At 64.6% G+C, this 19,779-nt stretch carries 14 protein-coding genes; 3 read left to right on the top strand and 11 right to left on the bottom strand.

Annotation, left to right across the window (positions count from 1 at the left end; all coding sequences use genetic code 11):
• Positions 1-10 precede the first annotated feature (10 nt).
• From AC0L3J_RS01935 to AC0L3J_RS01905, 7 genes are all read right to left on the bottom strand, one after another.
• A complete protein-coding gene (locus tag AC0L3J_RS01935; RefSeq protein WP_473345702.1) occupies positions 11-997 on the bottom strand; it encodes an ABC transporter ATP-binding protein in 987 nt (328 codons plus the stop codon).
• Complete coding sequence (locus AC0L3J_RS01930) at positions 994-2,001, bottom strand: ABC transporter ATP-binding protein (RefSeq protein ID WP_473345701.1); 1,008 nt, start codon at positions 1,999-2,001, stop codon at positions 994-996. The genes AC0L3J_RS01935 and AC0L3J_RS01930 overlap by 4 nt, the downstream gene beginning before the upstream one ends.
• A complete protein-coding gene (locus AC0L3J_RS01925; RefSeq protein WP_018455966.1) occupies positions 2,001-2,894 on the bottom strand; it encodes an ABC transporter permease in 894 nt (297 codons plus the stop codon). Before AC0L3J_RS01925 ends, AC0L3J_RS01930 begins: the two co-directional genes overlap by 1 nt.
• A 188-nt stretch (positions 2,895-3,082) precedes the next feature.
• A complete protein-coding gene (locus tag AC0L3J_RS01920; protein ID WP_473345700.1) occupies positions 3,083-4,030 on the bottom strand; it encodes an ABC transporter permease in 948 nt (315 codons plus the stop codon).
• Between the two features lie 35 nt (positions 4,031-4,065).
• On the bottom strand, positions 4,066-5,664 hold the full coding sequence (locus AC0L3J_RS01915; protein WP_473345699.1) for an ABC transporter substrate-binding protein: 1,599 nt from the start codon (positions 5,662-5,664) through the stop codon (positions 4,066-4,068).
• A 297-nt stretch (positions 5,665-5,961) separates the two neighbouring features.
• Positions 5,962-7,512 carry an AMP-binding protein gene (locus AC0L3J_RS01910; protein WP_473345698.1) on the bottom strand — a complete coding sequence of 517 codons (1,551 nt, stop codon included), beginning with the start codon at positions 7,510-7,512 and terminating at the stop codon, positions 5,962-5,964.
• 18 nt (positions 7,513-7,530) lie between these two features.
• Positions 7,531-8,685 carry an iron-containing alcohol dehydrogenase gene (locus AC0L3J_RS01905; protein ID WP_473345697.1) on the bottom strand — a complete coding sequence of 385 codons (1,155 nt, stop codon included), beginning with the start codon at positions 8,683-8,685 and terminating at the stop codon, positions 7,531-7,533.
• 390 nt (positions 8,686-9,075) lie between these two features.
• On the opposite strand from AC0L3J_RS01905, the gene AC0L3J_RS01900 reads away from it, so the two are divergent.
• From AC0L3J_RS01900 to AC0L3J_RS01890, 3 genes are all read left to right on the top strand, one after another.
• Positions 9,076-10,293: an efflux RND transporter periplasmic adaptor subunit gene (locus AC0L3J_RS01900; RefSeq protein ID WP_473345696.1), complete on the top strand. Its 1,218-nt coding sequence runs from the start codon at positions 9,076-9,078 to the stop codon at positions 10,291-10,293.
• A complete protein-coding gene (locus AC0L3J_RS01895) occupies positions 10,290-13,454 on the top strand; it encodes an efflux RND transporter permease subunit (protein ID WP_473345695.1) in 3,165 nt (1,054 codons plus the stop codon). The genes AC0L3J_RS01900 and AC0L3J_RS01895 overlap by 4 nt, the downstream gene beginning before the upstream one ends.
• Positions 13,455-13,725: 271 nt before the next feature.
• A complete protein-coding gene (locus AC0L3J_RS01890) occupies positions 13,726-14,919 on the top strand; it encodes an ABC transporter substrate-binding protein (protein ID WP_473345694.1) in 1,194 nt (397 codons plus the stop codon).
• A 159-nt stretch (positions 14,920-15,078) separates the two neighbouring features.
• On the opposite strand, the gene AC0L3J_RS01885 is transcribed toward AC0L3J_RS01890, so the two are convergent.
• Genes AC0L3J_RS01885 through AC0L3J_RS01870 form a run of 4 tightly spaced genes read right to left on the bottom strand, consistent with a single transcriptional unit; the run spans position 15,079 to position 19,677 of the window.
• Positions 15,079-15,465 (bottom strand): MAPEG family protein, encoded by a 387-nt coding sequence (locus AC0L3J_RS01885; RefSeq protein ID WP_473345693.1) that lies wholly within the window; start codon positions 15,463-15,465, stop codon positions 15,079-15,081.
• Positions 15,466-15,492: 27 nt separating this feature from the next.
• Positions 15,493-16,575 carry a lipocalin-like domain-containing protein gene (locus AC0L3J_RS01880; protein ID WP_473345692.1) on the bottom strand — a complete coding sequence of 361 codons (1,083 nt, stop codon included), beginning with the start codon at positions 16,573-16,575 and terminating at the stop codon, positions 15,493-15,495.
• Entirely contained in the window at positions 16,565-19,027 is a 2,463-nt protein-coding gene (locus AC0L3J_RS01875) for an FtsX-like permease family protein (RefSeq protein WP_473345691.1), read from the bottom strand. The genes AC0L3J_RS01880 and AC0L3J_RS01875 overlap by 11 nt, the downstream gene beginning before the upstream one ends.
• A complete protein-coding gene (locus AC0L3J_RS01870) occupies positions 19,024-19,677 on the bottom strand; it encodes an ABC transporter ATP-binding protein (protein ID WP_247426723.1) in 654 nt (217 codons plus the stop codon). The genes AC0L3J_RS01875 and AC0L3J_RS01870 overlap by 4 nt, the downstream gene beginning before the upstream one ends.
• Positions 19,678-19,779: the final 102 nt, after the last annotated feature.

Raw genomic sequence — 19,779 nt, 5'->3', positions numbered from 1 at the left:
GACAGCGGAGCTACTGGCTCCGCCCCGTCCCGTCGTTGAGCAAACACGCCACCTGGTGCAGCTCGCCCGCGTCCACCAGCGCCGGCCGCTCCGTCCTGCATCGCTCCATCGCAAACCGGCAGCGGGTGTGAAACGCGCATCCCGGCGGCGGATTGACCGGGCTTGGCACGTCGCCGTCGACCAGCGGCACGAGCTTTTTGGCAAGCGGATTGGCGACTGGCACCGAGGCGAGCAGGGCCTGCGTGTAGGGATGGCGCGGATTTGCAAACAGCTCGTCCTTGTCGGCGATCTCGACGATGCGGCCGAGATACATCACCGCGACGCGGTGACTGATATGGGCGACCACCGCGAGATCATGCGCGATGAAGAGGTAGGAGAAGCCGTGCTCGCGCTGCAGGTCAATGAGGAGGTTGATCACTTGCGCCTGGATCGAGACGTCGAGCGCGGAGACCGGCTCGTCGCAGACGATCAGCCGCGGCCCCAGCGCCAGCGCGCGGGCGATGCAGATGCGCTGGCGCTGGCCGCCGGAGAATTGGTGCGGGAAGTTGCGCATCTGTTCGGGGCGCAAGCCAACCTGCTCGAACAGGTTGGCGGTACGCGCCTCCAGTGCTTTGCCGGTTGCGAGCCCGTGCACGAACAGCGGCTCGCCCACGATGTCTCCGGCAGTCATCCGCGGGTTGAGCGAGGCGAACGGATCCTGGAACACGATCTGCATCGAACGACGATGTGGGCGCAGCGCGGACTTGGAGAGATGGGTGATGTCTTCGCCCTCGAGATGGATCTGGCCCGAGGTCGGCTCGACCAGCCGCAGCACGCTGCGCGCTACCGTCGACTTGCCGCAGCCGGATTCGCCGACGAGGCCCAGCGTCTCGCCGACCCCAACCGAAAACGAGACGCCGTCGACTGCATGCACTGTGCCGACTTGCCGGCGCAACACGCCGGCGCGCACCGGATAGTGTTTCTTGAGATCGGTGACTTCGAGCAGCGCCTCGGTCATGCCACCTCCGCAACTTCGGCCGCGCGCCAGCATGCAGCGAGATGGCCACCGCCCCAATCGGTGAGCGGCGGATATTCGGCCTCGCAGCGCTTGATCGCGAGCTTGCAGCGCGGCGCGAAGGCGCAACCCTTCGGCAGTCGCACCAGCGACGGCACCGTGCCGGGAATTTCGTTCAGCCGTGCCGGCGCGGCGACGCCCGGTGCCGGCACCGCCGGGATCGATGCCATCAATCCGCGCGTGTAGGGATGTTTCGGTGCGGCGAACAGTGCCTCGACGCTCGCTTCCTCGACCTTCCGTCCCGCATACATCACGATGACGCGCTGCGCGGTCTGCGCGACGACACCGAGATCATGCGTAATCAGCACGAGCCCGGTGCCGAGCTCTTTCTGAAGGTCCAGGATCAGCGCCAGGATCTGCGCCTGGATGGTGACATCGAGCGCAGTCGTAGGCTCGTCCGCGATCAGCAGCGCCGGCCGGCACGCCAGCGCCATGGCGATCATGGCGCGCTGGCGCATGCCGCCGGACAGTTGATGCGGATATTCCCGCGCGCGCCGAGCCGGTTCGGGGATGCGCACCAGGCGCAGCATCTCGATCGCGATGTCCCGGGCCTCCTTGCTCGACATGCTCCGGTGCAGCCGCACGGCCTCGACGATCTGGTCGCCGATCCGCATCACCGGATTGAGCGAGGTCATCGGCTCCTGGAAGATCATCGAGATGCGGTTGCCCCTGACGGCGCGCATCTCTGCTTCGTCCAGCGTCAGAAGATCAGTGCCTTCAAGCGTGACGGAGCCGCCGACGATGCGGCCGGGGGGATCCGGCACCAGCCGCATCAGCGACAGCGCGGTGACGCTCTTGCCGCAGCCGGATTCGCCGACGATCGCCAGCGTCTCGCCGCGCTTCACCGTGAAGGACACATCGTCGACGGCCTTGAACAGACCGGAGTTGGTGAAGAACACCGTCTTCAGGTTCTTCACCTCGAGCACGAGATCGGATTTGTCAGCCATCAGCCGCGCTGCCGTGGATCGAGGATGTCGCGCAGGGCGTCGCCGAACAGATTGGCGCCGAACACCGCGAGGCTGATGGCGATGCCCGGGAAGATCACCAGCCATGGCGCCGTGCGGACATATTCGGCCGCCGACTCAGAAAGCATGCGGCCCCACGATGGGTACGGCTCGGGAATGCCGAGGCCGAGGAACGAGAGCGAGGCTTCGGTGAGGATGGTCGAGCCGAGCTGGGCGGTCGCAAGCACGATCAGCGGCGCCAGCGTGTTCGGCAGCACGTGACGGAGCGCGATGCGCACCTCGCTCATGCCGATCGACTTGGCGGCCTCGATGAATGGCAGCTCGCGCAGCGCCAGCGTGTTGGCACGGATGACGCGCGAGACGGTCGGGATCAGCGGAATGGCGATCGCAATGATGACGTTCGGTAAGGACGGCCCAAGCGCCGCGGTCATGATCAGGGCCAACACCAGCAGCGGGAGCGCCTGCAGGACATCGGAGACGCGCTGGAACACGAGATCGACCCAGCCGGAGAGATAACCGGAGGTGAGGCCCACGATCACTCCGATCGAGCCGCCGAGCGCCGTCGAGCCGATGCCGACCGCGAGCGAGATCCGCGCGCCATGAATGATGCGGCTGAAGACATCGCGGCCGAAGGAATCCGTGCCCATCCAGTGTGCCAGGCTTGGACGCGCCAGTGCCCGGGCGGCATCGATCGTCAGCGGATCGTAACGCGCGATAAAGTCGGCGAAGATCGCGGTGAACACGAACAGGGTCATGATGACGAGCCCGGCCGCGCCCAGCACATGCCGCTGCGCCAAAAACAGCACACGCCGCCAGCCGACTGTCGCGTGCGCCCCGGCGCGCCTCAGTTCAACGTCATAGTCGATTGCGGCCATAGGTCTACCTTCCCCCTCTCCCCGCGCGCGGGGAGAGGGTCGGGGTGAGGGGGGCTCTCCGCGGGGAAGGTGGCAGTTGGACTCGCGGAAGCTCCCCCTCACCCGGATTGCTGCGCAATCCGACCTCTCCCCGCAAGCGGGGAGAGGTGAAGGAACGCGTGAGCGTAGTGTGAGTGATGGTCATCGGGCTAATCCGTGTACCTGATGCGCGGGTCGAACACGGCGTACAGCATGTCGACGATGAAGTTCGCGCTCACCACGACGATGGCAATCAGCATCACCAGGTTCTGCACGATCGGATAATCGCGCCAGCGGATCGCCTCGACCAGGAAGCGCGCGACGCCGGGGATGTTGAACACGGTCTCGGTGACGATGAGGCCGCCGATCAGGAACGCCGCCTCGATGCCGATCACGGTGATGACGGGCAAAATCGCGTTCTTGAGCGCGTGCTGATAGTTCACGGCGGCATCCGATGCGCCCTTGGCACGCGCGGTGCGGATATAGTCCTGCCGCAGCACCTCCAGCATCGAGGACCGCGTTATGCGCATGGTCAGCGCCGCGCTGCGGAAGCCGACGGCGGCGGCGGGCACGGCATAGGTCGCGAAGGCCTCCAGCCAGGTCGCCGGATTGGGATTGAAGATCGGCATCTGGTTGAACAACGCCACCGATGCGGTGAGGATGAGCAGGCCCAGCCAGAACGACGGCAGCGACAATCCGCTGAGGCTCACCACACGCAACGCGTAGTCGAGCCTCGTTCCCTGCTTCACCGCGCTGATGACACCCAGGGGAATGCCGATCGAGGCCGAGAACAACAGCGCCAGCCCGGCGAGCCGTGCGGTGATCGGGATCCGTGGCAGGATCTCCTGAAGCGCGGGCTTCTCGGAGACGTAGGAGTAGCCGAAATCGCCGCGCAGAAATCCGCTGATCCAGTGCCAATATTGCACCACCAGCGGCTGGTCGATGCCGAGCTCTTTTTCCAGATTGGCCTTGTCGGCGGGATCGACATAGCCGGCCGCCGCAAACAGGATGTCGACGATGTTGCCGGGAACGATGCGCAGCAGGAAGAAGATGACGATCGAGATCCCGAACAGGGTCACGAGCATCAGAAACAGGCGCCGCACCAGATAGGCAAACATGCATCGCCTCCCGTCGAACCCGTCAGCCGCCCGCGCTACTTGTCCATCCAGACATCCTCGTACCGATATCCATTATACGAGCTGTTCGACATCACCGTCACGCCCTTGACGTAAGGCTGCCAGCAGCTGCCGGTCCGTGCGTGGAAGATGATCGGGCGGGCGACGTCCTCCTGCAACTTCTTGTCGATGTCCCACACCAGCTTCTTGCGCTTGCTGACGTCGGTCTCCTGGGACTGCACGTCGAACAGCTTCTCGATCTCCTTGTTGCAGTAATTGGTGTAGTTGCGCTCGGAGCCGCAGGAATAGTTCTCGTAGAAGGACTGGTCAGGATCGTCGACGGCATTGCCGGTCAAATTGAGCCCGAGCATGTAGTCCTTGCGCGCGATCTTCGGGAACCAGTTCGCGGTCTCGACCACGTCGAGCTCGCCGTCGATATAGATACTCTTGAGCTGGTCGATCAGGATCACCGCGGGATCGCGATAGACCGGGATGTTGCGGGTCGAGACCTTGACCGCGAGATGCTTGTCCGGCCCATAACCGGCCTTCTGCATCAGCTTTTTTGCTTCCTCGCGGTTGGCGTTGATGTCGGGGCCGTAGCCCGGAATGGTCTCGAGCATCTCTTTCGGCATGCCCCACAGCCCGTTCGGCGGCGGCAGCAGGGTGCCGCCGATGTCGCCCTGGCCCTCGAACAAGATCGAGATGAAGGCCTTGCGGTCGAGCGACAGCGCCATGGCGCGGCGGATGTCGATATTGTCGAACGGCGGCGCGGACGAATTGACGATGATGTTGGTCGCGACATTGTTGGGCTCGACCACGCAGATCGCGTTCGGCGCCTGCGATTTGACGTCCTTGAGGAGCGGGATGCTCACCTCGGTCGGGAAGGCCATGTCGAACTTGCCGGCGACGAAGGCGAGAATGGCGGTCGAGCGGTTCGGGATGATGGTAAACTCGATGCCGTCGAGATAGGGCCGCCCCTTGCGCCAATAATCGGGATTGCGAGTCAGCTTGATCGATTCATTGGCCTTGAACTCGACGAACTTGAACGGGCCCGTGCCGATCGGGTGCGTGCGCATGTCGCCGGGTGAGACGTGGCAGGGATAGACCGGCGTGTAGCCCGAGGCGAGCAGTGCAATTAGCGAAGGCTGCGGCCGCTTCAGGTTGAAGGAGACCTCGAGATCGCCGTTGGTGGAGACATCGTTGACCTGTTCGTACCAGCTCTTGCGCGGGTTCTGCCGGAACTTCTGCTGCGACTTGCCCATCAGCATGTCGAAGGTGCATTTGACGTCCGCCGAGGTGAACGGCTTGCCGTCGTGCCACTTCACGCCCTGGCGCAGCTTGAAGGTCAGTGTCTTGTTGTCGTTGACCCAGGCCCAGCTCTCGGCGAGCTCGGGCACGATCGTGTCCATGCTGTTCTGCGCCACGTCCTGCTTGTAGATGACGAGGTTGTTGAACACCGGCATGAAGGGAACATTGAGCGAGTAGGTCGCGCCTTCGTGGATCGAGGCGTTGCCGGGACTGTCGCGGTGGTACATCCGCAAAATGCCGCCCTGCTTGGGCTCGCCGGCGAGTGCAATGGTCGAAAACGCAAGCAAAGATAGCGCCGCCGTCGCGGCGAGCGCTCGTACGCTCCGCATCCTCGTCCTCCCTGGACATTAGCCTTTTGCGGCCTGCTTGAGTGGACGATAGCGACGCGTGTGCGGGGAGGCAACCGGCAAGGACGGGCGGCCTCTCGGCAATTCGGATGACGCAAGGCCGCAGGGGATTTCTCTCACAAATTGTGAGACGACCCTCCGGCGTCGTCCTGGCGAACGCCAGGACCCATTACCCCCACGGAGGTGTTTGGCGAAGATTGGTCGTTCGGTATTGCTACCTTCTCTACTCGTGAGATCACGCGGTATGGGTCCTGGCGTTCGCCAGGACGACAGCGGTCCTCACACGATCCTGGACGCCTTGTTCCCCCAATAGCGGTCCCGCAGCAGCCGCTTGTACAGCTTCCCTGTCGGCAGCCGCGGCAACTCCTTTTCAAAATCGACCGAGCGCGGCACCTTCTGCCGCGACAGCGACGCCCCGCAGAACGCGATCAGCTCTTCGGCGAGCGCCTCGCCCGGCACGACGCCCGGCATCGGCTGTACCACCGCCTTCACCTCTTCGCCGAGGTCGGGATTGGGCACGCCGAACACCGCGGCGTCCGCAACCTTTGGATGGGTGATCAACAGATTCTCGCACTCCTGCGGATAGATGTTCACGCCGCCCGAGATGATCATGAAGGTCGCGCGGTCTGTGAGATGAAGGAAGCGGTCCTCGTCGACATAGCCGACGTCGCCGACCGTGCTCATGCTGCCGTCGGCCGAGCGCGCCTCCTTGGTCTTCTCCGGGTCGTTGAAATATTCAAAAGGCGAGGCCGTCTTGAACCAGACCTGTCCTGGCGTGCCGGTGGGGCATGGTTTCATGGTCTCGTCGAGAATGTGGAGCTCGCCGAGCAGCACCTTGCCGACGGTGCCGCGATGGGCGAGCCATTCCGCGCTGTCGCAGGCGGTGAAGCCAAGGCCTTCGGTCGCGCCGTAATATTCGTGGATGATCGGTCCCCACCATTTGATCATGTCGTCCTTCACCAGGGCCGGGCAGGGGGCGGCGGCGTGGATCGCGATTTCGAGTGACGACAGGTCATAGCGCGTGCGCACCTCCTCCGGCAGCTTGAGCATGCGCGAGAACATCGTCGGCACCAGCTGGGTATGAGTAATGCCCCATTGCTGCACGAGCTGGAGGTAACGCTCGGGATCGAAATTTTCCATGATGATGACGGTGCCGCCCATCCGGATCGTCAGGTTCACGGCGGCCTGCGGCGCCGAATGATAGAGCGGCGCAGGCGAGAGGTAGATCATGCCCTCGCGGTATTGCCAAAGCTTGGTCAGGAAATCGAACAACGGCAGATTATGCTTTGGCGGCTCCTCGGGGAGCGGCCGCAGAATCCCTTTTGGCCGTCCCGTCGTGCCCGATGAATACAGCATGGCCGTGCCGAGCCATTCGTCCGGGATCGGCGTCTTCGGCAGGTTGGCGGTCACCTCGGTGAGGCCGACGATGCGCTCACTCTCGCCGGGGCCGTCGGCGACGATGCACAGTTTGATGTCGGGGCAGACCTTGATCGCCTCGCGGGCGATATCGAGCTTCGCAACCGACGTGATCAGGATTTTCGACTGGCTGTTGACCAGGAGATAAGCCAGCTCGCCCGGCGTCAGGAACGAGTTGATGCAGGTGTAGTAGAGGCCGGAGCGCTCACCCGCGCCGCAGGCTTCGAGGTAGCGCGAATTGTTCTCCATGAAGATCGAAAAATGGTCGAGCCGCTTCAAGCCGTGCTTGCGGAACAGGTGCGCCAGTCGGTTGCTGCGCGCATCGAGCTCGCGATAGGTGACGGCCTCGCCTGTTACCGCCATGATGAAGGCGGGCTGGAGCGGGCGCAGGCGGGCATGCTGACCTGGGTACATCGGTCCTCCGGCTTTAGATCATGCGGCAAGAAGCAGGATTTCGCGCACCTGCGCGGGGCCGTCGATCTTGCGCGGGTTGCGCGGGATCCAGTTCGTGCGCATCGCAGCGTCCGCGATGGCGTCGAAATGCTCCGGCGAGACACGTACATCAGCGAGGCTGCGCGGCATGCCGAGCGAGCGGATGAAGGCATCGAGCACGTCGGCTGCAGCGTGGCCGGGAAAGCCCATTGCGGCCGCGACGATCATCTGGCGCTCGGCATTGTCGCGCGCATTCCAGCGCATCACGGCCGGCAGCATGACGCAGGAGGTGTAGCCATGCGGCACGTCGAAGGCCGCGCCCAGCACGTAGCCGATGCCGTGGCTCGCGCCCATCGGCACGCCGGCGGCGAGCGCGCCCATCGATAGCCAGGTGCCGATCTGCGCATCCATGCGTGCGTCGAGGTCAGCAGGATCAGCCTTCACCCGTGGCAGCGCGTCGGCGAGCATCGCGAGGCCCTTCACCGACTGCGCGTCGGCATAGGGGTGCGTCTCGCGCGAGCAGATCGCCTCGACGCAATGATCGATGGCGCGGATGCCGGTCGAGAGGAACAGCCATTCCGGCGTGTGCACGGTGATGGCGGGATCGAGGATGGTCGCGCGCGGCACTGCGAGCGGATGCCGTAGCATCTGTTTCACATGGGCAGTGCGGTCGGTGACGCCTGCGATCGAGCTGAACTCGCCGCCGGCAATCGTGGTCGGGACGCTGATCTGACGCACGGTCGGCGCATTCATCTCCGGCGCGACGCCCTTGTGCACGCGGATACGCTCGATGCCGTCGACATCGTCGATGCCGTTGGCGAGGCAGAGCTGCACCGCCTTGGCGGCGTCGGTGATCGAGCCGCCGCCCACGGTGACGATCAGGTCGGCGGCCGCGTCGCGCGCCGCATTGGTGGCGGCGATCACCGCCTCGCGCGGTGTGTGCGCCGGCATGGCATCGAAGACGCCCGCGCAATTTGTGCCCAGGGCCTGTTTGATCTTGGCAATTTCGTCGGTCTGGCGGTTGAGCGTCCCCGAGACCATCAGGAAGGCGCGGCGCGTCCCCAGCCGGTCCATCTGCGCGACCACGGCTTCGGCCGCGGGGTGGCCGAACACGACTTCCTCGATCGCGCCGTAAACGACACGTCCCTGGTGCACGCCTGTCCTCCCCGGACAATTCGACTTGTTTTTGTGGGGGGTAGTCTAACCGCGCTGGCGGCATTCGTCATGCGCGAAGACGCTGGGCTTTTTCTCCCCCTCTCCCCGTTCTTACGGGGAGAGGGTTGGGGTGAGGGGCTGTCTCAACAATCACGGTGGCAGTCGGACTCGCGGAGGCTCCCCTCACCCGGATCGCGTCCGCGATCCGGCCTCTCCCCGCAGGCGGGGAGAGGCGAAGAAGGACCTGTCAACCCGTCATCCGGCCAGGGCATTCCTCCGAGCATTGCGCGTGCGAAGGTCTTGAAGAGTTCATCATTGCGACCCATCTTGTGGCGCCCGCGGGTACAGGCGTACCCTGCTATTTCCGCGGTTTTTATGCGAGGACCTGGGATGACTGGACCGGACGGAAGCGAGCAGTTTGTCAAAAGGCACGATTTCGTTTCGCCTCGACCTCGCGTGATCGCGGGGCTACTCGCCGCGGTATTCGGTCTTGCGGGCTGTGGCCAGCCGACCCCGCAAGCAGCCGCGCCGCCGCCCGCGCCGGTGACCGTCGCCCAGCCGGTCAAGCGCACCGTCACCGATTGGGACGAGTTCACCGGCCGCTTCGAGGCGATGGAGGAGGTGCAGGTTCGCCCGCGCGTCGGCGGGTTCGTCAACTCTGTCGAATTCCAGGATGGCGCCATCGTGCGTCAGGGCGATCTGCTCTACGTCATCGACCCACGTCCGTTCGAGGCGGTGGCCACGCAGGCGGAGGGGCAGCTTTCCGATGCGCGTGCCAAGGTGGAGCTTGCAAAGCGGGAGCTCGATCGCGGTTTGAGCCTGGTGCAGACCAGCGCCGTCTCCGAGCAGGTTGTCGATCAGCGCCGTCAGGCCTTGCAGGCCGCGCACGCTGCCGAAACACAGGCCGAGGGTGCGCTCAAGGTCGCCAAGCTCAATATCGAATTCACGCATGTGACGGCGCCGCTGACCGGCCGCGTCAGCCGCCATCTCGTCAGCCCCGGCAATCTCGTGCAGGGCAGCGATACCGGAACGTCGACGCTGCTCACCTCGATCGTGACGCTCGACCCGATCTATATCTATTTCGACATGGATGAGGCGACCTTCATCAAATACAGCAAGCTGTGGTTCGAAGGCCGCCGCCCGAGCTCGCGCGATACGGCGAACCCGGTGCAGGTGACGCTCGCCGGCGAGACGAAACCATCCCGTGAAGGCAGCATCAACTTCCTCGACAACCGCCTCGATGTCTCCACCGGCACGCTGCGCAGCCGCGCCGTGATCAAGAACACCGATCTGTCGATCCTGCCGGGTCAGTTCGGTCGCGTCCGCCTGATCGGCAGCGCGCCCTATGAGGCGCTGCTGATTCCCGACGTCGCGGTCGCGACCGACCAGTCCCGCAAGATCGTGTTCGTGGTGAAGCCGGACGACACTGTCGAGGCCCGCCCCGTGACGCTAGGGCCGCTCGACGACGGCTTGCGCGTGATCCGCGAGGGGCTGAAGGCCGAGGATCGCGTCATCGTCAACGGCATCCAGCGCGCCCGTGTCGGCGCCAAGGTCGCCCCGCAGACTGCGCCAGCGCCGGCCGGTGGCAAGCCCGGTGACAAGTCATGAACCTTGGTCGTCTCTCCATCAACCAGCCCATTCTCGCGATGGTGTTGTCGATCGTGCTGCTGATCGTCGGCGCTCTGGCGTATACCACGCTGCCTGTCTCCGAATATCCGCAAGTGGTGCCGCCGACCGTCGTCGTCACCACGCAATATCCCGGTGCCTCCGCGCAGACCGTGTCCGACACAGTTGCAGCTCCCATCGAGCAGGAGATCAACGGTGTCGAGGACATGCTGTATCTCTACAGCCAGGCGACCTCGAACGGCCAGCTCACCATCACCGTCACTTTCAAGCTCGGCACCGATCTCGACAAGGCCCAGGTGCTGGTGCAGAACCGCGTCGCGATCGCGCAGCCGCGTTTGCCTGAAGAGGTTCAGCGCAACGGCGTCACCACACGCAAGAACTCGCCCGACATTCTGATGGTCGTGTTCATGCTGTCGCCGGACGACACTTTCGACCAGCTCTATATCTCCAACTACGCGCTGCTCCAGGTCCGCGACCAGCTGCTCCGGATCGACGGCGTCGGCGACATCCAGATCTTCGGCGCACGCGATTATTCGATGCGGCTATGGCTCGATCCTGACCGGATCGCCAATCTCGGCCTGACGTCGGCCGAAGTGCTCGCCGCGATCCGTGCGCAGAACGTGCAGATCGCGGGCGGCCAGATCGCCGAGCCGCCGATCGCCGACCGCGCTTTCCAGCCGAACCTCACCTTCACCGGGCGATTGAAAGACCAGAAGCAGTTCGAGGACATCCTGATCAAGGCCGGCTCCGACGGCCGCACGGTGCGCCTGCGTGACGTCGCCCGTATCGAGCTCGGTGCTCTCGCCTACTCCACCAACAGCTTCCTGCTGCGCAAATCGGCGGTCGCCATGCTGGTGACGCAGCGGCCGGGATCGAACGCGCTCGCGACCGCGAAGCACATTTCGGACACGATGACGAAGCTGAAGGAGAGCTTTCCGAAAGGCCTCGACTTCAATATTGGCTACAACCCGACCGAGTTCATCGCGCAGTCGGTCCATGAGCTGATCAAGACCATCTACGAGGCCATGTTGCTCGTGGTCATCGTCGTGCTGGTGTTCCTGCAAGGGTGGCGACCCGCGATCATTCCGATCATCGCGATCCCGGTGTCGCTGGTCGGCACTTTCGCGGTGATGGCGGCGCTCGGCTTCTCCATCAACAATCTCACGCTGTTCGGGCTCGTTCTCGCCGTCGGCATCGTGGTCGACGACGCCATCGTGGTGGTCGAGAATGTCGAGCGGCATCTCGAGCATGGCATGAGCCGACGCGATGCCGCGCTGAAGACCATGGAGGAGGTGGGCGGCGCACTGGTGTCGATCGCGCTGGTGCTCTGCGCGGTGTTCGTCCCGACTGCGTTTCTGGGCGGAATTTCCGGGCAATTCTTTCAGCAATTCGCCGTCACCATTGCGGTCGCGACCGCAATCTCGTGCTTCTGCTCGTTGACGCTGTCGCCGGCGCTGGCCTCGCTTCTCCTCGTCCCGCACGAGGAGAAACGGCCGCCGGCGCGCTGGAATATCCTCGCACGCGGCTGGAACGCTTTCACGGGCGTGTTTAACCGCGTGTTCGACCGTCTCGCGCATGGCTACGCCGGCCTCGCCAATTTCGTGATCCGGCATTCGGCGGTGATGATCCTGGTCTACGTCGTGCTGATCGGCAGTGCCGGCTGGCTGATCGCCACCACGTCGCAAGGCTTTATTCCGGCGCAGGACCGCGGCTACGTCATCATCTCCGTGCAATTGCCGGGAGCGGCCTCGCTGGCGCGTACCACCGAGGTCGTGCGCGAGATCGAACGAATCTCGCTGGATACGCCCGGTATCGTCCGCGTCGCCGCTTTCGCGGGCTTCTCCGGCGCGACGCGGACGCAAGCCGGCAACGCGGCGGCGCTCTTCCCGGTGTTCGACGAGCCCGAGGCGCGGATCAAGAAGGGATTGTCCGCGAACGCCATCACGGCCGAGCTGCGCAAACGCCTGGCCGCGATTCAGGGTGCCTTCATCATCGTGATTCCGCCGCCGGCCGTGCCCGGCATCGGCACCGGTGGCGGCTTCACCATCCGCATCCAGGACCGCCAGGGCCGCGGGCCTGAGCTACTCGCCTCGGCCACCGACGAGCTCGTCGCCGCGGCGCGCAAATCGCCCTCGCTGCTAGCTCCGACGGTGTTCTCGCCGTTCTCAGCCAACACGCCGCAGCTCTTCGTCGACATCGACCGTACCAAGGCGCAGAAGCTCGGCGTTCCCATCGCCGGCATCAATGACACGATCCAGACCTATTTCGGATCGACCTATGTCAACGACTTCAACCTGTTCGGCCGGACCTACCACGTCACCGCGCAGGCCGACTTCCCGTTCCGCAAAGAACCAAGCGATCTCTCGCGGTTGCGGACGCGCAACGCCTCCGGCGACATGGTGATGCTGGGCAGCGTGGTCGAGTTCAAGGACGTCTCCGGCCCCGACCGCGTCGCGCGCTACAATCTCTATGCGGCGTCCGAATTGCAGGGCGAGCCGGCGCCGGGCACCAGCTCGACCACCGCGCTCAACGCGATCAAGAAGCTCGCCGACGACACCCTGCCGAGCGGCTTCACCTTCGAATGGACCGATCTGTCGTACCAGCAGATCACGGGCGGCAATGCGGGTCTGTACGTGTTCCCGATCTGCGTGCTGTTCGTCTATCTCGTGCTCGCCGCCCAATATGGCAGCTGGACCCTGCCGTTCGCGGTGATCCTGATCGTGCCGATGTGCCTGCTGGCCGCCACCATCGGCGTGCGCATCATGGGGCAGGACGTCAACATCCTCACCCAGATCGGCTTTGTCGTGCTGGTGGGATTGGCGGCGAAGAACGCGATCCTGATCGTCGAGTTCGCCCGCGACATCGAGAAGGAAGGCAAGCCGCGGCTGGAGGCCGTGATCGACGCCTGCCGCCTGCGCCTGCGGCCGATCCTGATGACGTCCTTCGCCTTCATCCTCGGCGTGCTGCCTCTGGTGATATCGTCCGGCTCGGGCTCAGAGATGCGGCAAGCGGTCGGCGTCGCCGTGTTCTTCGGCATGATCGGCGTCACCCTGTTCGGGCTGTTGTTCACGCCGATCTTCTACGTGGTGGTGCGGAACCTGGCCGAGGGGAAGAACGAGGGGAAGCCGAAGGCGGTGGGTTGATGTTCCCCCAACGTCGTCCTGGCGAAAGCCAGGACCCATTACCCCAGGGAAAGGTTCGAGGCGAAGCTGGTAACCACGAGTCGTCGCAAAACGGCGCCCTGTGGTTATGGGTCCCGGATCTGCGCTCCGCTTCGCTGCGCTTGTCCGGGACGACGCCGTTTGCTTGGCACGCCCTTCATACTAACGACCAACATGCAATGGATGGGCAGGCTCGGGGTTCTTCACTAGTATCCGCGCGATTTCAAAACAGAAAACTGCTGGGAGCTAACACATGAAATCAGCACTTTTGGCCGCTGTCGCAATTTCGGCCTTGCTGGCGGCCGCGCCGGCCTCTGCGCAAGGCGTCAAGATCGGCATCCTCAACGACCAGTCCGGCGTCTACGCCGATTACGGCGGCAAATGGTCGGTCGAAGCCGCCAGGATGGCGATCGAAGATTTCGGCGGCGAGGTGCTCGGCCAGAAAATCGAGCTCGTCACCGCCGACCACCAGAACAAGCCGGATCTCGCGACCTCGATCGCGCGCCGCTGGTACGATGTCGAGAACGTCGACATGATCACGGAGCTGACGACCTCCTCGGTCGCGCTCGCGATCCACGAGCTTTCCAAGGAAAAGAAGAAGATCGACATCGTCGTCGGCGCTGCGACCTCGCGCCTCACCGGCGATGCCTGCCAGCCCTATGGTTTCCACTGGGCCTATGACACCCGCGCGCTCGGCGTCGGCACCGGCGGCTCGCTGACCAAGGCCGGCGGCGACAGCTGGTTCTTCCTCACCGCGGACTACGCCTTCGGCTATGCGCTCGAGAAGGACACCAGCGAGATCGTCACGGCCAATGGCGGCAAGGTGCTCGGTTCGGTGCGCGTGCCGCTCAACTCCTCGGACTTCTCCTCCTTCCTGCTCCAGGCGCAGAGCTCGAAGGCGAAGATCGTCGGCCTTGCCAATGCCGGCCTCGACACCACCAACTCGATCAAGCAGGCCTCCGAGTTCGGCATCGTCTCCGGTGGCCAGAAGCTCGCGGGCCTCTTGATGACGCTCGCCGAAGTGAACGGCCTCGGCTTGCAGGCCGCGCAAGGCCTGGTGCTGACCGAGGGCTATTACTGGGATATCAACGACCGCACCCGCAATCTCGGTGAACGCTTTCTCAAGCGCACCGGCCGGATGCCGAACATGATCCAGGCCGGCACCTATTCGGCGACGCTGAGCTATCTCAAGGCAGTCAAAGCCGCCGGCAGCAAGGATCCGGATGCGGTCGCCAAGAAGCTGAAGGAGCTGCCGGTCGACGACGACTTCGCGCAAGGCGGCAAGGTGCTCGAGAACGGCCGCATGGTCCACGACATGTATCTGTTCGAGGTCAAGAAGCCCTCGGAATCGAAGAAGCCCTGGGACTATTACAAGCAGCTCGCGGTCGTTCCCGGCGAGAAGGCGTTCTTCACTGCCAAGGAGAGCGGCTGTCCGCTGACGAAGTAGGGGTCTCTATGTCGTCCTGGCGAAAGCCAGGACCCATTACCCCAGCCGGCAATTGTTGAAACAAGCTGTGGCCATCATCGTGCCCATAACCGTGTCCTGTGGTTATGGGTCCTGGCCTTCGCCAGGACGACGGCGAGGCAAGTGGACGCATGTTGCCCCTCACACCAGCCGCAGCACTGCCGCTCCCAGCGCCCCCGCCCACAGCGCAATGGCCGCGATACCCTGAATAAAAAATCCCGGGCCGCGTTTTGCGGCGGCCTTCGAATAGCCGATGAAATAGACGATGCGGCCGACGATCCAGATCGCGCCGATCGCCGCTGCCCCCACGTCGCTGATGTAAATCGCGAACAGCCAGAGCGACGGCAGGAAGATCGGCATCCATTCCAGCGTGTTCATCTGGATCCGGAACGCGCGCTCGAAATCCGGATGGCCCGACATTGCCGGCACCTTGACGCCGGTCTTGGTGCGCGAGCGCGACACGTTGATGGTGGTGAAGAAGTAGAACAGGATCGCCAGCAGCGTGACGAGGGCGGTGAGGTGATGCATCGCTAGTCCCTTCGAAGAGGTCCCGGTTCAATACCCGGTCAGCTCGAGATAGCCAACGCCGTCATGCGTGCCGGCAAAGCTGATCGGTCCTTCCCAATAGGAAAAGCCGGTCCCCATCCACGCCTTTGGATTGAGCGGCTTGCACTCGATCGAGAACGACCGCGAGGGAATTGCGATCTGCCATTCCACCGGCAGCTTGTGTCCCGCGACCTCGGCGGTCGCCTTCGGACTCATCTGGATGTCGTCGCCCGCAATCATGTGCGTGTCGCCGGCGGCGGAAATCCAGTTGCCGAACGGATGATTATGGCCGTCCTTCTGGCGCAGCCGGTACAGCATCAGCTTGTCGCCGGACGCGAGATGCAGCGACAGCCAGTCCCAGCCGGTCTGGTCGGCGTCGAGCGGCTGGCTGCTCCATTCGCGGTCCATCCAGGCCTGGCCGGACACATCGACGGGCCTGTCGTCGATGGTGAGCGTGCCGCGGGCGCGATAGAACGGCTGGCTGTAATAATAGGAGGCCTGACCGCGCTCCGACTTGCGGCTGTAGCCGCGATCGCCTTGCAGCACCACGGGACGATCGGCCTCCAACGTCAGCGCGTAACTGAAGTCGGTGCCAGCGGCCTTCAGCGTCAGCGGCGCCAGGGTGCGATCTTCAGCGTGCTCGGATCCGTTCATCGCCCAATCGTCGATCCAGGCCGAGAACGGTTTCGCAGTGACGCCAGCCTGTCCCACACCGCCGCGGGAAAACAGCTCGTTGAAGCGGTGGGTGTCGGCGCGCGTCACCGCGGCATGCGCCATCCACACCTGTTGATTGGCCCAGCCTTCGCCTTGCGGGCCCGGCTGTGTCGCCTGCCGGAACAGTGTCCATTGCAGGCCGCACGCCGCGCCGCTGCTATCGACAAGATTCGCCGTGAGATACCACCATTCGATGCGAAACTCCGGATGCGGCCCGTGATCATCCGGAAAGGCGAACGTCTTTCCCGGTGTGACCTTCGCAAAGCCATCGGCCGTCGCGCCGAGCCCGGCATAGCCTTGCGCGCCCGCGCGGCGGACAGCCGCGAGCGCGGCGATGCCGCCGGCGAAGGTGCGTCGCGATATCCTGTCAGCGCTCATTGGCAAACACCTTGACGAGGCTCGCCGGCTGCATCCGGGCCAGCCGGATCATCGGCAGCAGCGCGGCAAGCAATGAGGCGAACAGCGCGACCGCGACCAGCTCGACCAGTTGCAGCGGAAACACATGGAACGGCAGCCGCCAGCCGAACGCCTTCACGTTGACGATCGCGATCAGGCACCACGCCACCAGCAGCCCGAGCGGCACGGCCAGGAGCGAGGTGAACAGCGCGACCGACAGCGTCTTGGTCAGCTCGATCGCGGCAAGGCGCGGCCGCGTGATGCCGATGGCCCAGAGCGGCGCGAGCTGCGGCAGGCGGGAATTCGCCAGCGTGAGAAGGCTGGTCAAAAGCGCGATCCCGGCGACGCCGAGCGTGAACGCATTCAGAGCCGACGTCACCGCAAAGGTGCGGTTGAAGATCCGGATCGACTCCGTCTTCACCGTCGCCTGGTCGGCGACGCTGCGGTCGTCGAGCGCAAACTGCTTCTGCAGCGCCACGATCAGGCCGGGGATATTCTCCTTCGCAACGATCAGACCGATGCGTGTCTGCGGCGTCTGCGGAAATTGCCGGATCAGCGCCGCGACATTCACCGCAAGCTGTCCCTTGGGGTTGCCGTAGTCGGCATAGATGCCGACGATGTCGAGCTCCCAGGTCCCGCCCGGCGCCGGGACGTCAACGACATCGCCAACGCGGACGTTTAGGCGGCGGCTCAGCTGCTCGCTGATGAACGCGGCATTGCCGGGCACGAGCCGGGTCCAGGCCCGCGGCGCGGCTTCCAGCAGCGGCCAGCGTTCGCGATAGAGCGCATGATCGGGCAGGCCGAGCAATTCCACCGGCTGCCCCTGTACCTGCGCCTCGGCACGTCCGCCCGACAGGATCGCCTCGACATCGCGGCGCTCCTTCAGCCAGTCGCGGATCGCGACGCCTTTCGCATTGTCGGAGGCACTGATGTAGACGTCGGCGGCGAGCCGCCCGTTGAGCCAGCCGATGAAGGTGCGGCTGAACGTTTCCACCATGGTGGACACCCCGACATTGACGGCGAGCGCGAGCAGCAGCGCCATCAGCGCCAGCGACAAACCCGAGAGCTGCTGCCGACTGTCCGCCCAGAACCACAGCGCGAGCGGTTTTCGCGCGAAACGCTGCCCGGTTTGCAGGATGATGTCGAGGAAGGCCGGCAGGATCAACGCGGCGCCGAGCATCAGCGCTGCCAGCACGCCAAAGCCCGCGATCAGCGATTGCCCGTACTGGAGCAGCAACAGCGCGACCGCGAACACGGCGCAGGCAGCTCCGCTTTGCAGGATCAGCCAACGGCGCTGCCGCTGTTGCCAGGCGCGCGGCTGCGCGGTCGCCAGCACCGGCATCCTGACAGCCTTGATCAGGCTGGTCGCCGCGGCCACCAGCGCGCCCACAACGCTGATGCCGATCCCGGCGAGCCACCATTCAGGTCGCAAGCTGAGCTGCCCCGGGATTTGCGCACCATAGAGTCCCCGCAGGGATGCTGCCACGTCGGGCAAGAGCGCGGCCGCAATGAAATAGCCGCAGGCAAGCCCGATCAGGCCCGCGACCAGCGACAGCGCCACGAGCTCGACAACCAGCACGGTGTTGACCAGTCGCGCCGAGGCACCGCAGGCCCGCAGCGTACGCAGCATCGGCAGCCGCTGCTCGAAGGCGAGGCCGACGGCCGAATTGACGATGAAAAGACCGACGAAGAACGACAGCAGGCCGAACGCAGTGAGGTTGAGATGAAAGCTGTCAGTGAGGCGCTCCAGCTCGGTCTCCGCATCCGGCTCAACCCGCTGCAAGCGGTCGCCGACGACGCTCGCCAATGGCGCAGGCTTGCCCTTCGGTTTGGCGATCAGAAGCCGCGAGATCTGGTCCGGCTTGTTCAGCAGCCGCTGCGCCACGCCGATATCGACCACGAGCACGTCGGGCACGAGCTGCGGCAGCACGCGCAGCGGCGGCAGTTTTGCGCCGTTGCTGATCGCTGGTGCCGCGCCCTCCTGCTCCTGCAAATCGTTCAGCGTTTCCTTCGCCACGAGTGTCTGGCCCGGCGGCGCGACGAAGCTGCTGAGATCGGCGGCGCCGAGCCGAGGTGCATTGCCGACATCGACCGGCAGCGTCACCGGCTCGATGCCGAGCAGCCGGACCGAACGCCCGTTGACCTGGACCCGTCCCTCCAGCATCGGCGAGACCGGCCAGCCGGCGCGACGGAGCTTGACGAACAATTCCTGCGGAAAGGTCGCGGCATCAGGTGCAACCAGCATCGGCGTGCGCGCGCCGCCGAAGGTTGCCGCGGCGCGGTCATAGGCGCTGCGGGCCTGCTGGTTGATCGCCTGCACGCCGCTCCACAGCGCGGTCGCCGCAATCAGCCCGATCAGGAGGGTCGCGAACTGCATCTTGTGGCGCCGCCAATGACTGAGCAGCACGGCGAGGACCCAGAGCGCGCGCCTCATGCGATCCGCCCGGCATGCAGGTTGACGTGGCGATCGAGTGTCGCGGCCAGATGCAGGCTGTGCGTCACCATCAGAAAGCCGCAGCCGGTGCGCGTGACGAGGTCGCGCGTCAGGGCAAGCACGTCCTCGGCGGTGGCCTCGTCGAGATTGCCGGTCGGCTCGTCCGCCAGCAGCAATGACGGCTTTGTCGCCAGGGCACGGCCGATCGCGACCCGTTGCTGCTGTCCGCCCGATAATTGTTCTGGATAACGCTTGAGCAGGCCGCCAAGCCCGAGACGTTCGATCAGCTCCTTGTACCAAGCCGCGTCGTACCGGCCGGCGATCCGCGCCTGAAACACCAGATTATCCCCGACCGACAGGCTCGGGATCAGATTGTACTGTTGAAACACCAGGCCGATCCGGTCGCGCCGCAGGCCGGCGCGTCCCGCATCGGACAATTTGGTGACCTCGGTGTCTTCCAGGCGGATCGTGCCGCCATCGGCGGCATCGAGCCCTGCGATCAGGTGCAACAGCGTGCTCTTGCCGCTGCCGGATTCGCCGGTCAGTGCGACGCGTTCGCCGGCCTTGAGGTCGAGATCGACGCCGCGCAGGACATGGACCGGCTCACCGGCCGAAGAGAACGTCTTGGAGAGGTTTCGGATGCTCAGCACGATGAATGGCGCCGGACGGAATTAGTGGAATTGCTGCGTAGCACACTTGCTGCGGAAATGCCGGGTTGCGTTGGTATGGAAGCCGTTGTTAGCTCCTAAGAG

Source organism: Bradyrhizobium sp. Kon37 (assembly GCF_055807535.1).
Note: the sequence above shows the minus strand (reverse complement) of the source record. Positions and strands in the feature narration are given on the sequence as shown.

Bases quoted from the DNA above. Each gene is read 5' to 3' on its own strand.
- AC0L3J_RS01910 (WP_473345698.1), bottom strand. From the start codon at position 7,512: ATGTACCCAGGTCAGCATGCCCGCCTGCGCCCGCTCCAGCCCGCCTTC.
- AC0L3J_RS01875 (WP_473345691.1), bottom strand. From the start codon at position 19,027: ATGAGGCGCGCGCTCTGGGTCCTCGCCGTGCTGCTCAGTCATTGGCGG.
- AC0L3J_RS01900 (WP_473345696.1), top strand. From the start codon at position 9,076: ATGACTGGACCGGACGGAAGCGAGCAGTTTGTCAAAAGGCACGATTTC.
- AC0L3J_RS01920 (WP_473345700.1), bottom strand. From the start codon at position 4,030: ATGTTTGCCTATCTGGTGCGGCGCCTGTTTCTGATGCTCGTGACCCTG.
- AC0L3J_RS01930 (WP_473345701.1), bottom strand. From the start codon at position 2,001: ATGGCTGACAAATCCGATCTCGTGCTCGAGGTGAAGAACCTGAAGACG.
- AC0L3J_RS01895 (WP_473345695.1), top strand. From the start codon at position 10,290: ATGAACCTTGGTCGTCTCTCCATCAACCAGCCCATTCTCGCGATGGTG.
- AC0L3J_RS01880 (WP_473345692.1), bottom strand. From the start codon at position 16,575: ATGAGCGCTGACAGGATATCGCGACGCACCTTCGCCGGCGGCATCGCC.
- AC0L3J_RS01935 (WP_473345702.1), bottom strand. From the start codon at position 997: ATGACCGAGGCGCTGCTCGAAGTCACCGATCTCAAGAAACACTATCCG.
- AC0L3J_RS01890 (WP_473345694.1), top strand. From the start codon at position 13,726: ATGAAATCAGCACTTTTGGCCGCTGTCGCAATTTCGGCCTTGCTGGCG.
- AC0L3J_RS01915 (WP_473345699.1), bottom strand. From the start codon at position 5,664: ATGCGGAGCGTACGAGCGCTCGCCGCGACGGCGGCGCTATCTTTGCTT.
- AC0L3J_RS01925 (WP_018455966.1), bottom strand. From the start codon at position 2,894: ATGGCCGCAATCGACTATGACGTTGAACTGAGGCGCGCCGGGGCGCAC.
- AC0L3J_RS01885 (WP_473345693.1), bottom strand. From the start codon at position 15,465: ATGCATCACCTCACCGCCCTCGTCACGCTGCTGGCGATCCTGTTCTAC.